This is a genomic window from Streptomyces sp. NBRC 110611, assembly GCF_001590865.1.
Classification (GTDB): domain Bacteria; phylum Actinomycetota; class Actinomycetes; order Streptomycetales; family Streptomycetaceae; genus Streptomyces.
In genome coordinates this window covers 990-15,821 of sequence record NZ_BBUY01000006.1, presented here as the reverse complement: position 1 = coordinate 15,821, position 14,832 = coordinate 990, and the positions used below count along the sequence as shown (strand labels likewise).

Sequence of the window (14,832 nt, the reverse complement as noted above, 5' to 3'; positions counted from 1 at the left end):
GGCCTGGGCCGCGTCCCCGTCTGCCTCCCCGCGGTGGCGGTCACGTCACCGTGGTACCTGCCCCACCAGCACGAACGCGTTGGACCGCAGCAGCATTCCGGCGGGGCGGGGCAGCGGCGAGGAGTAGGCGCGCCGGACGAGCAGGCCGGCGGATTCGGCGAAGGCGCGCAGCAGGGTGAAGTCCGTGAAGCGGACGGGGGTGGGGCCGGCGCGGTGCCCGGCCTCCTGCGGGGTGATCAGCAGGACGCCGCCGCCCGGCCGTACGTAGGGGACGTACGCCCGTAGCAGGCCTTCGACCTGCTCGTCGTCGAGGTGTTCCAGGACGTGTGCGGTGAGCAGGGCGTCGAAGGTGCCTGGCCGGGCGTGCGGTCCGGCGAGGAAGGCGTCGGGGGTGTAGGCGGTGAGGCCGCGGGCCCGGCAGTGGGCCACGGACTGCGGGTCGTGGTCCACGCCGACGCTTCCGGGTGCGCAGCCGGCCAGGGCGTCACCGTCGCCGCAGCCGATTTCCAGGACGCGTCCGGCGCCGATGCGGCGCAGTTGGCGGCGGTAGGGGGTGCGGGTGGGCAGCAGCCGGGCCGGGCCGGTGCGGCGTGTCCGGTCGGCGGGGAGCCGGACGGTGGAGGCGGCGGGTGCGGTGCCGGTGGGGCAGGCGGCCGTGGTGGTCCGCGAGTCGCCGCCGGGTGGCCGGGCATCGGGGCTGCCGGTGGCGGCGGAGCTGTCGGTTCGGCCGGACATCGGACGCGGTCACCTTCCCTGTTTCCCTGTGTTTCGCCGTTGCGTAGCGGCTGTCGGCCGGCGGGTATCGGCTCGGCTGCCGACACACGACATGCGTATCGGTATGCGTATCGGTATGCGTATCGGTATGCGATTCGGTGGTGCGGTACGTATCCGTTGTGCGGCACGTATCCGTGGTGCGCACCGAGCGTAATCATGCCGGTTACGTTCTGTCGACGACGGGCTCACCCTTTCAGCGCAGCCGCGGTGACTGTGCCGCCGATGGGCGAGTTGAAGGGACCGGTCTTGTGCATCGCCGTCTCCGAGGGGCGCGACCTGATCCCCGGCCCACGGAGGAGGGTGCGTGGCCGGGGCCGGTCCGGTACATCGTCTGTTCGGAAAGGCTTGGCCGCGTATGAAGCCTCGGCTCACCGTCGTCGTCCCGGTCCATCGCAGCGAGGGGTCCGCGCGGAATGTGGAGGAGTGCCTGGAGTCGGTGGCGGCGCAGACGCTGACCGCGCTGGACGTGGTGATGGTGGACAGCGGTCCCGCGACGGGTCCCGGGCCCGCCGAGGGCACCGCGGCGGCGGCCGCGCACCGGTTCGCCGAGCGGGACCCCCGGTTCCGGATCGTCCACCACCCGGAGGGCGGCCAGAACGCCGGCCCGGATACCGGCCCGGCCCCCGGCTGCGGCGCGCTGCGCAACACCGGTGCCCGGCACGCCTATCCGCACACCGGCTATCTGGCGTTCCTCGACGTGGACGACGTGCTGCTGCCGCGGGCATACGGCGATCTCGTCGGTCTGCTGGAGGCGTCCGGTTCGGATCTGGCGACCGGCAACGTCTACCGGCTCGGTGCGGCCGGCCGCAGCCAGTCCGTGCACCATCCGGCGACGTACGGGACCACGCTGCGCACCCATGTCACCGAGGACCTGACGCTGCTGTCGGACGGCTTCGCCCGGAACAAGGTCTTCCGTCGCGCGTTCTGGGACCGGCACGAACTCGCTTTCCCGGAGGGCGGGTTCTGTGGCGACGAGGCGGTGACGCTGCCCGCGCACTTCCTCGCCAGGACGGTCGATGTGCTGCATGAACACGTCTGTTACTGGCGGCTGCCGGAGGAGCCGGACCGGCGCCGGCGTACCGACGCCCAGGGGATGCGGGACCGGTTCGCGGCGGTGGCCGGGGTCCGCCGCTTCCTCGGCGACCCGGCCCGTCCCCACCTGAACGTCTACCAGTACGACTACGACCGGGCGCAGCTGACCGGGGGGCTGCTCGACCTGGTCGAGGGGCTGCCGGCCGCCGCGCCGGAGGCCCGGACCGCGTTTCTGGACTGCGCCCGCGGCCTTCTCTCCTCCGTCGATCCCCGGCTGTTCCGTACGCTCCCGGTGGAGCTGCGGATGCGCTGGTATCTGGTGCGGGCCGGGCGGATGGCCGATCTGCTGACGCTGCTGGGGCATGAGGCGCGTAATCCGGCGGGGTTCACCGTCGCGGGGCCGCCGCTGCGCAAGCGGGCGGTGCTGCCGCTCAGTCCGTCGCCGGCGCTGCCGTCGCGGGTGCTGCGGCTGGAGCGGGCCGATTTCCCGGTACGGGCCAGGGTACTGGAGGCGGTGTGGCGGGACGGGGCGCTGACACTCCGGGGCTATGCGTACATCCGTAACCTGCCCGCCGCGCACCGGCACAGCTACGTGCGGACGCTGGTGCTGTCGTGCGGCCGGCGCCGGATCCTGCTGCCGCTGCGGCCGGTGGTGCTGCCGGAGGCGACCGCCTGGTCGGGTCAGGAGCTGCACTGTTACGACTGGTCGGGCTTCGAGGTGCGGCTGGACGCGGCGCGGCTGCGCAGGGCGGGGCGCTGGGAGGGCGGCGACTGGTCGGTGGGGGTGGTGCTGGCTTCGGCGGGTGTGGTGCGGGCCGGGGCGCTGAGTGCGGCGGAGACCGGTTCGGGGGCCGCGCCGTTGGCGTACGAGGTGTCGGGGAAGGGCGCGGAGGACGGGGCGGTGCGGATCACGCCGTGGTATCCGGAGGGGCGGCTGCGGCTGTCGGTGTCCCGGGGCGCCTGCCGGCTGGCCGGGCAGCGTGCGGTGGCGGCGGGCGTGCTGGAGGTGTCGGTTGCCGCGCCGGGGGCGGCACCGACGGCTCTGCGGCTGACGCATCGGGGGACGGGCACGGTGGTGTCGATCCCGGTGGACGGTCCTGCGGAAGGTCCTGCGGAAGGGACGGCGGCGGAGAGGCCTGCGCAGACGGCCGCGCCGACGGCCGCGCAGGCAGCAGCCGCGCAGACGGCCGCGGGAACCGCGGTGGGCACTCCGGCGGCTGCTCCGGTGCGGGGTGGTGCGGTGTGGCGTGCGGTGCGGCGTCCGGAGGAGGTTCCGACGGCGGCAGCGGCAGCGGCAGCGACGACAGCAGCGGCATCGGACGATCCGGCACGGGCAACAGCAGCGGCAGAAAAAGCAGACGCGGCAAGCGCGACAGACGCGACAGACGCGCCAGATACGGCAGACACCACACACCCATCGGAAAGGGCGGATACCGAGAACACATCGGATACGCCACAAACGGCGAAAACCCCCACCAAACCGGCGGAAGCGACAGCGGGCACCCCCAACACCCCCAACACCTCCAGCCCCCACCCCCACCCCCTGACCTTCCGTATCCGCCTGGACGCCCTGGTCGCGGCCCGCCCCGACCGGGACGGCGCCCCGTCGGCGATCCCGCCGGTGCTCGGCGAGAGCTGGGGCGCGGAGCTGGTGCTGCCGGGCGGGCGGACCGACCCGATCGCCTGCAGTCCGGTGCTGGCACCGGTGCCGTATCCGCTGTCGCACGGGCGTGAGCTGGTCGTGGCGGCCTCCGCGGACGGGTACCTGGTGCTGCACGACCGTACGCCGCAGCCGTATCTGGACCGGGTGCTGTGGCGGGCGGACGGCACCCTGCTGGTGGCGGGCCGGCTGCCGGACGCCGCGCCGCACGCCACGGAGCTGGTCCTCAAGCACTCCGCGCACGCCGCGGAGCTGGCCTTCGCCACCACGCACGACGGTGCCCGGTTCCATGGCGCGCTGCCGCTGGGGGCGCTGCCGTCGCTGGCCGGGCCGGTGCCGCTGCGGGAGGGCCGGTGGACGCTGCATCTGCGGGAGCGGGGGGTGCCGGGCTCTGCCCTGGACGCCCCGGTCCGGGTCGCGCCGTCGGTGCTGGACGGGCTGCCGGCGTCCCGTACGGCGCACGGCAAACCGCTCGTCCTCGACCGGCACCGGCACGACGAGGCGCTGGTGACGGCGGGGCCCGCGGTGCCGGCCGGGGACCGCGGCCCGTACCGCCGCCGGCTGCTGCGCGAGCAGCACTATCCGCTGCACCGTTCGCGTCCGCTGCGCGACACCGTGCTGTACAGCAGCTTCGGGGGCCGGGCGTACGGGGATTCGCCGCGCGCGGTGCACGAGGAGCTGGTGCGGCGGGGCATGGCGGCGGAGCATCTGTGGGCGGTGCGCGACGCGCAGACCGCGGTGCCGGACACGGCCCGTGCCGTGGTGGTGGGCAGCGCGGAGTGGCACGGGGCGCTGGCGCACAGCCGGTGGGTGGTGACCAACACCCATCTGCCGCCGTGGTTCACCCGGCGGGGTGGCCAGCGCATCATCCAGACCTGGCACGGCACGCCGCTGAAGCGGATCGGTGCCGACCTGGCGGGGACGCTCTGCGCGGGGCTGGCGCATCTGGCGCCGCGGCCGCGGGTGAGCCGGCAGTGGAGCGTGCTGCTGTCGCCGAACGCGCACAGCACGCCGGTGCTGCGGTCGGCGCTGGGCTACTCGGGGCGGCTGCTGGAGAGCGGGCTGCCGCGGACCGATGTGCTGTTCGCCCCGGACCGCGAGGCGAGGGCGGCGGCAGTGCGGGAGCGGCTGGGGATCGGGCGGGGGAAGACGGTGGTGCTGTACGCGCCGACGCCGCGCGACGATCTGGCGTACGACGCGCGGCATCACCGGCTGCACCTGCCGCTGGATCTGGATCTGGCGCGGCGGGAGCTGGACGGTGACCATGTGCTGCTGGTGCGGGGCCATCCGCTGGTCGCGGACCGGCTGCCGGCCCACCACGCGCCGTTCGCGCTGGACGTGTCGGCGTACCCCGACGCCGCCGAGCTGCTGCTGGCGGCGGACGTGCTGGTCACCGACTACTCGTCGCTGGCCGCCGACTTCGCGAACACCGGCCGCCCGATGCTGTTCCTCACCCCTGATCTGCCGCACTACCGCGACACCCTGCGCGGCTTCACACTGGACTTCGAGGCCCGGGTACCGGGCCCGCTGCTGGCTTCGACGGGTGAACTGGTCGATGCGCTGGGCGACTTGGCGGCGGTCGTGGAGGCGAGCGCGGAGGCGTACGCGGACTTCCGGGAGGCGTTCTGCCACTGGGACGACGGCAAGGCGGCGGGCCGGGTCGCGGACCTGATGGAGCGGTGAGCCCACGGCCGGGCGGTCGATGCGGACCGGTGCGCACACCGCGGCCCTGATGTGCAAACCGGTCGCAGCCGGGCCCCGGTGTGCGAACCGGCCGCAGTGGGGCCCTGGTGCGCGAACCGGTCACAGCGCGGTCCCGGTGTGCGGACCGGCATCGCACCCCACTAGCGTCGCTACCGCATGTACGGGCGCCCGGGGGCTCCGTAGACTCGGGCCCGGCTTCCGTCCGATCCCCTGAGACGGCAGTGAGGCGGAAGACCGGAGTGTGGAGTGCAACCGCACGACGGGGTTTCGGTATCCGGTCCATCGGATAGGGGTACGGACCCCGCTCGCGCCAGCTGGTGCTGTCGACAACGAAATGTAGATGTAGTGACTGTGAACGAAGCCCACGAGCCGCCGCCTGGGCCCGCCATCACGCCGTCCGCGCAGGTCAGCATCGTCATCATCGCGTTCAACGATGCCGTCCACGTCGGCGACGCGGTGCGCTCGGCGCTCGCGCAGGAGACTCCCGGGGCGGCGGTCGCCGAAGTGATCGCGGTGAACGACGCCTCCACGGACGGCACCGGCGCCACTCTGGACGCTCTGGCCCGTACCGAGCCGCGGCTGCGGGTGATCCACCGCGACGAGAACAGCGGGGGCTGCGGTACGCCGCGCAACGACGGGCTGCGCGCCGCCACCGGCCGCTTCGTGATGTTCCTGGACAGTGACGACGTGCTGCCGCCGGGCGCGGTGCGGGCGCTGCTGGGCGCCGCGCTGGTGCACGACGCGCCGGTCGCGGCCGGTGCCTGTGTGCGCCGGGAGCTGCCCGCGCACCGCGATGTGCCGTGGCAGCCGGAGCTCTACGCGGAGCCGGCGGTGTACGACTCCCCGGAGGCGATCGCCGCGCTGCTCCGTGACACGCTCTGCGTCAACAAGCTCTACGAGCGGTCGTTCCTGGTCAAACACGACATCTCCTTCCCCGATGGCCGGTACACCTACGAGGACTTCGTCTTCACCGCCCAGGTGCTGGCCGCCGCACCGCGCATCGTGACGGTCCCCGACAGCGTCTACATCTGGCATGTGCGCCGGTCGGCCGCGAAGCAGTCGATCTCGCTGGACCGCAAGGACGTCGCCAACTGGCAGGCGCGGATCGAGGCGCACCGGGCCAGTGTGCGGATCTTCCTGGAGGCCGGGCAGCAGGCGCTGGCGGACGCGGCGGCCACCAAGTTCCTGGATCACGATCTGCGGATGTACGTCCGTGAGCTGCACACCCGGAGTGCCGACTACCGGGCCGAGTGGTGGCGGCTGACCCGTGAGTACCTGGCCGGTTTCGACGAGGCGGCGGTGCGGGCTGCGGGTGCCCCGGGGCGCTGGGCGGCCCGGGTCGTGCTGGCCTCGCCCGCGCCGCGCGATCTGGACCGCCTCACGCAGCTGGCGGCCCGGCCCGCCCGGCTGCTGCCGCCGTACGCCGAGGCCGAGGGCCGCGCGGTGTGGTCCGCCGACCTGCCCGGGGTGGAGCTGGAGGGCCTGGACGCGGGGCCGCTGTCCCGGCTTCCGGTGACCGTCGACGCGGAGCCGGCGGTGGGAACCCGCGGCGCGCTGCGGCTGCGGCTGCACGACCTGTACGGGCGGCTGGCCGCGGCCGGGCCGGAGAGCATCGACGTCGAGCTGCGGCGACGCCGTGACGACCGGCGGGGCCCGGTGCACACCGCGGCGCTGACGCCCGTGCCGGCCGGGTCCGGCCCGGCGGTCTGCTGGACCGCCGAGGTGATCCTGGACATAGCTGCGCTGGCCGCGCCCGGCAGCGGGCCGGCCGATCCCGAGGCCTGGGACGTGACGGTCCGGATCGGTTTCGCCGACGGGTCCGGCATCCGGACGGCGCCCCGGGCCGTGGGGCCGGGCCTGGGCCGCCGGGTCCTGCCCAGCCGGCAGCACGCCGTGCTCCTCGTCCAGCCCTACGCGACGACCGGCGGCGCGCTGGCCCTGCGGGTCGCGGCCGGTCTGCGCAGTCTGTGGCGGATCGCCGCCCGCCGGCTGCGCCGCTGAAACCGCGGGAGGCCGATCGACGTCTGTACCGACTGTCCGACCCCGAACCTAGGATGGGCGCATGTCTTACTTGATCACGGGCGGTGCCGGCTATATCGGCGCGCATGTCGTACGGGCCCTGCGGCAGGCAGGCGAGCAGGTCGTGGTGCTCGACGACCTGACGACGGGTGTGCCCGCCCGGGTCCCCGAGGGCGTGCCGCTGATCGTCGGCTCGACGCTGAACCGCACCCTGCTCGACGAGGTCATCGCCGGGCACGGCGTCACGGACGTGGTGCACCTGGCCGCGAAGAAGCAGGTCGGCGAGTCCGTCGAGATGCCGCTGCGGTACTACCGGGAGAATGTGCACGGCCTGCAGACGCTGCTGGAGGCGATGGTCGCGGGCGGAGTCGGCCGGCTGGTGTTCTCGTCCTCGGCCGCGGTGTACGGCATGCCGGACGTCGACCTGGTCACCGAGGACACGCCGTGCACGCCAATCAACCCGTACGGCGAGACCAAGCTCATCGGCGAGTGGATGTCCCGTGCGGCCGGCCGGGCGCACGGCATCTCCACCGCCTGCCTGCGCTACTTCAACGTGGCCGGCGCGGCCGCCCCGGAGCTCGCCGACACCGGGGTGTTCAACATCGTGCCGATGGTGTTCGAGCGGCTCACCCAGGACGCCGCCCCGCGGATCTTCGGCGATGACTACGACACCCCCGACGGCACCTGCATCCGCGACTACATCCACGTCGCCGACTTGGCGGACGCGCATGTGGCCGCGGCCCGCAAGCTCGCCGAGCCGGGCCCGGTGCGCGATCTGACCCTGAACATCGGCCGTGGCGAGGGCGTCTCCGTACGCGAGATGATCGAGCTGATCACGGAGATCACCGGCCATCAGGGCGTGGTCCCCGAGGTGACTCCGCGCCGCGCCGGTGACCCGGCCCGGGTGGTCGCGTCCGCCGGGCGGATCGCCGCCGAGCTGGGCTGGAAGGCGCACCACGACGTCCGCGACATGATCACTTCGGCGTGGGCGGGCTGGCGGCACCACCACCCGCAGGGCTGAGGCGCCGCCTCTGGCGCGCCCGTGCCGGGCGGTGGCCGCCGCGCGCGGCCGCTGCCCGGCACCGCTGTGCGGAAGCGCACTGGTTCAGAGCGTCAGGGTGAGCGGGTGCGAAGTCCGGCCGGACGCCTCGTCGATCTCGCCGTGCGCTTTCGTCAGCAGCTTTCTGGCCAGTTCGTCCAGCGCTCTGGCTCCGGCGACCTCCTCGCCGACCCTCGGCTGATTGCCGTCGGCCGGATGGCGGCTGGCGTATCCGCGTGCCCGCACCTCGGTTCCGTCCCGGAGCCGGAGGAGCGCGGCGGCGCGGGTGTGCTGGTCGTCCTCCTCGAATTCCAGCTCGACATGCCATCCCACGGCGGTTTTCCACATCGCCATCACCTCCGGAATCCGCTGTTACCAGGATGCGCCCGCCGCCCGGTCGGCGCACGGGTTGCCGGGATCACCCGGGCGGCCCGCGGCAATCCCCCGAATGCCCCACACACCAGTCCGACAAAACGGACTATTAGCACATTAGCGTGGGGTGGACGTTCGCTCAGTGCCGAGTGGGGAGGAGTGGAGTGCCGGTGGCACCGACGCCCGCCACCCCGCCCGAGGCGGTCCGGCCCCCGGAGGCGGCCGCCAGGGGCCGGACCCTCCCCGGCGGGGAACGCCGGGCAGGCGCGCGCGGCGCCCTCCGGCGGCCGGCCGCGCCCGGACTGGCGGCCGCGCTGTCCATGGGGGCGTACTGCCTGGCCCTGGCCGCCTACGGCAGCTACCCGTTCGGTCCGCGCTCCCGCGCCGTCAACGACCTGGGCAACCAGTTCGTACCGTTCCACGCCCGGCTGTGGGACCTGATACACGGCACCACGAGCGGGGACCTGTTCTTCAACTGGGGCAGCGGCTACGGGGTGCCGTTCCTCGCGGACTTCGTCACGTATCTGATGAACCCGTTCTCCTGGCTGGTGGGGCTCTTCCCCCGGGAGCTGGCCGACTTCCCGGTCTTCCTGGTCACCCTGCTCAGCATCGGGCTCGGCGCCGCGCTGATGACCGTCTTCCTCGGGCGGCTGCACCCCGGCTCCGGATGGCTGCGGGCGCTGCTGTCGACGGGGTACGGGCTGTGCTCCTGGGTGCTGAACGACGGCTTCGCCGATCCGATGTGGATGTGGGGGCTGGTGTCGCTGCCGATGCTCGGGATCGCCGCGGACTGGTGCCTGCGGCGCACCCGCTGGGTGCCGGGCGTGCTGCTGGTGGCCCTCGCCTGGGCGGGCAACTTCTACACGGCGGCGATGGCGACGCTGGCGATGGCGCTGGTCCTCGGGGTGCGGCTGCTGACGGCCGGCGGGACGTCCGGCACCGGCCCCGGGGACCGGCTGCGGGTGCTGGCGCGGGCCGGGTCGATGACGGCGGTCGGCATCCTGCTGGTGGCGCCCGTCCTGACCGTCAGCCTGGCGGCGGCCCGGGCGGCCCAGCCGGCGCCCCCGGCCGCCTACCGCGAGCGGCCTTCGGTGCTGTACCAGGCGGCGCAGCTGCTGCCCGGCGGCCTCGGCGGGGAGCCCGCGCCCCATATCGGTGCCGGGGTGCTGGGGCTGCTGCTGGCCGCCGCCTTCCCGTTCGTCCGGGCGGTACCGCCACGGGTACGGACCGGCTGGTGCGTCCTGGCGGCGGGGGTGGCCGCCTCGTTCGTCTGGAAGCCGACGATCCTGCTGTGGCACGGCTTCGCGCTGCCCAACGGGAGCCCGTACCGTGCCGCGTTCGTCCTCGCCGGGATCCTGGTGATGATCTCCTGGCTGGCGCTGGCGCACCGTCCCCGGGTACCCGAACTGGCCGCGGGCGGGGCGCTGGTCGCCGTGCTGGCGTGGCTCTGCCGCGATCAGAGCGCGGTCGGCACCTCGACCTGGATCGTGGTGGCGGGGGGCGGCACCGCGACGCTCCTGGGGCTGATGGCGACGGCGGGCACGCGCGGCGCCCGGCCGCGGACGGACGTCACCGCCGCGCTGACCGGCGTCGTCCTGCTCACCTCGGCGTACTCGGCGTTCTCGGTGACGGCGGTACGCGGCAAGATCGCCTGGTTCCGGCCCAAGACCACCCTGACCGGGGCGTCCCTCGCCGCCCGGGAGGAGCTGGCGGCGCGCGACGACTGGCCGCGCTCGCGGACCGACCCCGGCCCGTACGAGTTCGCCGACAACGACCCGCTGCTGACCGGCGGCCAGGGCGGCTCGTACTACAGCAGCTATGTGCCCGCGGCCACCGCCCGCGCCCTGCGGGACCTGGGCGCGGGCTGGTACATGAGGGGCCGTCACACGCTCAGCCTCGAGGACCCGGCGGGCCGGGCGATCATGGGCGTCAGCAGCTACCAGGCGCCCGTGCCGCACGGCCGCGCCCCGTACACCCCGCACCGTGCCCGGCCCGCCCCGCTGCTGACCGTACGGCGGGAACTCCCCCGCGGCCCCGCCCCGGACACCGTCTTCGCCCGCCAGGAGCGGGTGCTGGGCGCCGCCGTCTACGAGGTGCCGGCGCCGGCCCTCACCGGCGGGTCGGCGGTCCGGGCGCCCGGCCGCGGCGGCTGGCTGCTGGCTCCGGGGCCGCGCCCGGGCGCCGCCCGGCCCGCCGCCGACGGCACCAGGGCCGACGACGCGCGGGCCGCCGGCTCCGGGGCCGTCTTCACCGCGCGGTGCACCCCGGGCCGCACCGTCGTCTGGTCCGCCCCCTGGTTCTCCGGAGAGGTCAGCGGCCTGGGCCGGCGCACCGAGGCGTTCGGGAGCCGGGACACCACCGCCAATCCGGTGCAGGTACTGGGCCGGGTGCCCGCCGACGGCACGGTCCGGGTGCGCTTCGCCGGGCCGGGCCGCCAGCTGCTGCCGGAACGCCCGCTCGGCTGTCTGTCGCGGCGCGACCTGGCGGCGGCGGTGGCCGCCCTGCGGGGACCGCGCGCGCTGTCCGCCGGCGGCCACGGGCTGACGGCCGTCCTGCCGCCGGGCAGTACGGGGCATGCGGTGCTGGCGGTCCCGGCCGTCCGGGGGTGGGGGTGCTCGGTGGACGGCGGGCCGCGCCGCGCCCCGTCCGCGTTCGCCGGGCTGCTGGCCGTTCCGCTGGGCTCCGGGGCCGGGCGGCTGTCGTGTACGTACGTCCCGCCGGGCCTGGGAACGGGGCTGGCGGCGAGCGGCGCGGCCGGGCTGGTGCCGGCGGCGGTCGTGCTCGGGGGGCGGCTGCGGCGCCGGGGCGGCCCGCGGCCCCGGCTTCACCCCACCGAGGAGCCCAGATGAAGCTCTCCGTCGTCGTGCCCTGCTACAACGAGGAGGCCGTGCTGAGCCGCTTCGACGACGCAGTCCGCGCGGCCCTGGACCGGCTCGCCGTCCCGTACGAGCTGTGTTACGTCGACGACGGCAGCTCCGACGGCACCCTGGCCCGGCTGCGCGGCCTCGCCCAGCAGCACCGCGGCACCACCCGCTACCTCTCCTTCAGCCGCAACTTCGGCAAGGAGGCCGCGATGCTGGCCGGCCTGCGGGCGGCGACCGGCGACGCGGTGATCCTCATGGACGCCGATCTGCAGCATCCGCCGGAGCTGATCGAGAAGATGCTCGACCTCTACCAGCTCGGCCACGACCAGGTCGTCGCCAAGCGCACCCGGCACGGTGACCGGCGGCTGCGGACCGCGCTCAGCCGGCTCTACTACCGGGCCGTCAACACCTGGGTGGACGTCGAACTCACCGACGGGGTGGGCGACTTCCGGCTGCTGTCGCGCAAGGCGGTGGACGCGCTGCTCGCCCTGCCGGAGTACAACCGCTTCTCCAAGGGGCTGTTCTCCTGGATCGGCTTCGACACCGTCACCTTCGACTACCGCAACGCCGCCCGGGAGGCCGGTGAGACGAAGTGGCGCCTCGGCTCGCTGGTCAACTACGGAATCGACGGGATGCTCTCCTTCAACTGCCGTCCGCTGCGGCTGGCGATCCACGCCGGGCTGGCCCTCGCCTCGCTCGCCGCGCTGTACGCCCTGTGGATCATCGGCGCGGCCGTCGTCGGCGGGGTCACCGCGCCCGGCTATGTGACGCTGGTGGCGATCATCGTGGGGCTGGGCGGGCTGCAGATGGTGATGCTCGGGCTGATCGGCGAGTACATCGGGCGGATCTATTACGAGGCGAAGCGGCGGCCGCACTTCCTGGTCAAGGAGAGCGGTCCGGTCAGGGAGGGCAGCCCGGCCGGGGAGGGCGACGCCGCCGCGCTCGGTCCGGCGACGGACGTGAGCGCGGCTCCGCGGACGCTGTGATGCCACGCTCCTGGGGACAGCTGGCGCGCTTCACCGCCGTCGGCGGGCTCAACACGCTGACGTTCTACGCCTGCTACCTGCCGCTGCACCGCCTGCTGCCGTACTTCGCGGCGTACACGGCCGCCTTCCTGACGAGCACCGTCGGCTCGTTCTTCCTCAACACCTTCTTCACCTACCGCACCCGCCCGACCTGGACGAAGTTCCTGCTGTTCCCGCTGACGCAGGTGACCAACTACACGGTGCAGAGCGCGGGCCTGGTGGCGCTGGTGAGCTGGCTGGGGATGAACACCACGGTGGCTCCGCTGGCGGCGGCGGGGTGCGCCATCCCGTTCACCTACCTCGTCTCCCGGCACATCCTGCTGCGCCCCGCGGCCCGGAGCGGCCCCTGAGGCCTCGGGCCTGGGCCTGGGCCTGGGCCTGAGCGTGGGCGTGGGTCTGGGCGTGGGCGTGGGCGTGGGTCTGGGCCTGGGGGCGCGGGCCCAGGGGCGTGCTCACTCCGCGCCGAGCGCCGCCGACACCGAGCCCGCCAGCGCGTCGAGGTAGCCCTCGGGCAGGTCGTCGCGGATGACCAGCAGCCGCCAGTACAGCGGCCCGGCCAGCAGGTCCAGGGCGAGCCGGGCGTCCACGTCCGGCGGCAGTTCACCGCGCGCCACCGCCCGGGCCACCACCGCGGCCGCGACGCCCTCCTGGCTGTCGTGCAGCGCGGTCCGCAGCGCGGCCGCCAGTTCGGGGCTGCGGGCCGCCTCCGCCAGCAGGTCCGGGAGGATCTGCGAGGCCATCGGATGCCGCAGCGCGCGGGCCGCGACCTCCAGCAGCATCCGTACGTCCCCGCGCAGCGAGCCGGTGTCGGGGGCCGGCAGCCCGGCCGCGGCCACCGCGGAGGTGACATCCAGCACCAGGTGCAGCTTGGAGCGCCAGCGCCGGTAGACGGCGGTCTTGCCGACGCCCGCCCGGCGCGCGATGCCCTCGATCGACATCCGGGCGAAGCCCACCGCGGCCAGCTCCTCGAAGACCGCGGCCCGGATCGCCTCGGTCTTGTCCGCGCGCAGGACGGCGGCGCCGGCCGGGGCCCGGCGCGCCGCCGCGGGGTCGTTCCCGTTGGTGCCGTTCTTGGTCATGCCAGGAGCCTACCGTCACGACGGAACGGTTGCGTTTCGACGTGAGCTCGCTCTAGTCTCGACGTCGCGACGATACGGACCCGTTCCGGCGTGGCGCGTTCCGATGCGGCCCGCTCCGGCGTGGCCCGTTCCGGCGTCGCCTCTGCCGTCAAGCGAAAGCGGCCCCATGTCCCATACCTCCCTCGCCCCCTCGGACCCGGCGTCCACCCGGGCCCCCGGCCCCGGCGCGGCGCCCGGCCCCGACCCGCGCGCCCTGGCCGAGCGCCATGGCCTCACGGTGAGCGGCGCCCGGCCCCCGCTGCCCGAGTACCTCCGCCTGCTGTGGCACCGCCGGCACTTCATCGCCGCGTTCGCCACCGCCCGGCTCACCGCGACCTACGCCACCGCCAAGCTCGGCCAGCTCTGGCAGGTGGTGACCCCGCTGCTCAACGCGGGCGTCTACTACTTGATCTTCGGCCTGCTGATCGGCACCCGGAAGCACGTCCCCGACTTCATCCCGTTCCTGGTCACCGGGGTCTTCATCTTCACCTTCACCCAGAACTCGGTCCTGACCGGCACCCGGGCGATCTCCGGCAACCTCGGCCTGGTCCGCGCGCTGCACTTCCCGCGCGCCTGCCTGCCGGTCTCGATCTGTCTGGCGCAGCTGCAGCAACTGCTGTTCTCCATAGGCGTGCTGATGCTCATCCTGCTGGGCTGCGGGCAGCTGCCGACCTGGTCGTGGCTGCTGGTCGTCCCGGCGCTGGCGCTGCAGTTCGTCTTCAACACCGGCCTGGCGATGATCATGGCCCGGCTGGGCAGCAGGACCCCGGACCTGGCGCAGCTGATGCCGTTCCTCACCCGCACGTGGATGTACGCGTCCGGCGTGATGTTCAGCATCGACGTGGTCCTCAAAGGGAAGGACGTCCCGGGGTTCGTGGCGGCCCTGCTCCACGCCAACCCGGCCGCGGTCTACATCGACCTGGTGCGCTTCGCACTGATCGACAGCTTCACGTCCCGCCAACTGCCGCCGCACATCTGGGCGTTCGCGGCGGGCTGGGCGCTGCTCGCCGGTGTCACCGGCTTTGTGTACTTCTGGAAGGCCGAGGAGCGGTACGGGCGTGGCTGAGCGAACGACGGGCATGGCCGGGCAGCACACGGGCGTGGCCGGGCAGGAGCGGGAGAACGGTGTCGCGGCGGTGCCGGGCGGGGGCCGGGTCCCCACGGTGATCGCGGATGATCTGCACATCGTCTACCGGGTCTACGGGGGCGGGGCCGGCAAGGGCAG

General features: G+C 74.0%; 10 protein-coding genes. 7 read left to right on the top strand and 3 right to left on the bottom strand.

Features of this window, described 5'->3' with window-relative positions:
- Positions 1 to 45: 45 nt before the first annotated feature.
- Entirely contained in the window at positions 46 to 735 is a 690-nt protein-coding gene (locus AZE13_RS15725; protein ID WP_066931502.1) for a class I SAM-dependent methyltransferase, read from the bottom strand.
- A gap of 394 nt (positions 736 to 1,129) precedes the next feature.
- On the opposite strand from AZE13_RS15725, the gene AZE13_RS38115 reads away from it, so the two are divergent.
- From AZE13_RS38115 to galE, 3 genes are all read left to right on the top strand, one after another.
- Positions 1,130 to 5,149: a bifunctional glycosyltransferase/CDP-glycerol:glycerophosphate glycerophosphotransferase gene (locus tag AZE13_RS38115; protein ID WP_258527826.1), complete on the top strand. Its 4,020-nt coding sequence runs from the start codon at positions 1,130 to 1,132 to the stop codon at positions 5,147 to 5,149.
- Positions 5,150 to 5,521: 372 nt separating this feature from the next.
- The gene (locus AZE13_RS15715; protein ID WP_079124042.1) at positions 5,522 to 7,171 is read left to right on the top strand and encodes a glycosyltransferase family 2 protein; all 1,650 of its coding nucleotides are present in this window, start codon (positions 5,522 to 5,524) and stop codon (positions 7,169 to 7,171) included.
- 61 nt (positions 7,172 to 7,232) lie between these two features.
- Complete coding sequence (gene galE, locus AZE13_RS15710) at positions 7,233 to 8,210, top strand: UDP-glucose 4-epimerase GalE (protein ID WP_066931500.1); 978 nt, start codon at positions 7,233 to 7,235, stop codon at positions 8,208 to 8,210.
- Between the two features lie 84 nt (positions 8,211 to 8,294).
- On the opposite strand, the gene AZE13_RS15705 is transcribed toward galE, so the two are convergent.
- A complete protein-coding gene (locus tag AZE13_RS15705) occupies positions 8,295 to 8,576 on the bottom strand; it encodes a DUF1876 domain-containing protein (RefSeq protein ID WP_079124087.1) in 282 nt (93 codons plus the stop codon).
- A gap of 194 nt (positions 8,577 to 8,770) precedes the next feature.
- Between AZE13_RS15705 and AZE13_RS15700 the strand changes: the two genes are divergently transcribed.
- Genes AZE13_RS15700 through AZE13_RS15690 form a run of 3 tightly spaced genes read left to right on the top strand, consistent with a single transcriptional unit; the run spans position 8,771 to position 12,839 of the window.
- A complete protein-coding gene (locus AZE13_RS15700) occupies positions 8,771 to 11,449 on the top strand; it encodes a YfhO family protein (RefSeq protein WP_066931933.1) in 2,679 nt (892 codons plus the stop codon).
- The gene (locus AZE13_RS15695; protein ID WP_066931496.1) at positions 11,446 to 12,450 is read left to right on the top strand and encodes a glycosyltransferase family 2 protein; all 1,005 of its coding nucleotides are present in this window, start codon (positions 11,446 to 11,448) and stop codon (positions 12,448 to 12,450) included. Before AZE13_RS15700 ends, AZE13_RS15695 begins: the two co-directional genes overlap by 4 nt.
- On the top strand, positions 12,450 to 12,839 hold the full coding sequence (locus AZE13_RS15690; RefSeq protein ID WP_066931494.1) for a GtrA family protein: 390 nt from the start codon (positions 12,450 to 12,452) through the stop codon (positions 12,837 to 12,839). The genes AZE13_RS15695 and AZE13_RS15690 overlap by 1 nt, the downstream gene beginning before the upstream one ends.
- A 102-nt stretch (positions 12,840 to 12,941) precedes the next feature.
- Here AZE13_RS15690 and AZE13_RS15685 read toward each other — a convergent pair whose 3' ends face one another.
- Positions 12,942 to 13,568, bottom strand: coding sequence for a TetR/AcrR family transcriptional regulator (locus tag AZE13_RS15685; protein WP_066931492.1), 627 nt, complete (start codon positions 13,566 to 13,568; stop codon positions 12,942 to 12,944).
- A 166-nt stretch (positions 13,569 to 13,734) separates the two neighbouring features.
- Between AZE13_RS15685 and AZE13_RS15680 the strand changes: the two genes are divergently transcribed.
- Positions 13,735 to 14,673 (top strand): ABC transporter permease, encoded by a 939-nt coding sequence (locus tag AZE13_RS15680; RefSeq protein ID WP_066931490.1) that lies wholly within the window; start codon positions 13,735 to 13,737, stop codon positions 14,671 to 14,673.
- The last annotated feature ends 159 nt before the right edge of the window (positions 14,674 to 14,832 follow it).

Coding starts and splice junctions, on each gene's coding strand:
- AZE13_RS15680 (WP_066931490.1), top strand. CDS start 13,735: ATGTCCCATACCTCCCTCGCCCCCTCGGACCCGGCGTCCACCCGGGCC.
- AZE13_RS15690 (WP_066931494.1), top strand. CDS start 12,450: ATGCCACGCTCCTGGGGACAGCTGGCGCGCTTCACCGCCGTCGGCGGG.
- AZE13_RS15695 (WP_066931496.1), top strand. CDS start 11,446: ATGAAGCTCTCCGTCGTCGTGCCCTGCTACAACGAGGAGGCCGTGCTG.
- AZE13_RS38115 (WP_258527826.1), top strand. CDS start 1,130: ATGAAGCCTCGGCTCACCGTCGTCGTCCCGGTCCATCGCAGCGAGGGG.
- AZE13_RS15725 (WP_066931502.1), bottom strand. CDS start 735: ATGTCCGGCCGAACCGACAGCTCCGCCGCCACCGGCAGCCCCGATGCC.
- AZE13_RS15705 (WP_079124087.1), bottom strand. CDS start 8,576: ATGTGGAAAACCGCCGTGGGATGGCATGTCGAGCTGGAATTCGAGGAG.
- galE (WP_066931500.1), top strand. CDS start 7,233: ATGTCTTACTTGATCACGGGCGGTGCCGGCTATATCGGCGCGCATGTC.
- AZE13_RS15685 (WP_066931492.1), bottom strand. CDS start 13,568: ATGACCAAGAACGGCACCAACGGGAACGACCCCGCGGCGGCGCGCCGG.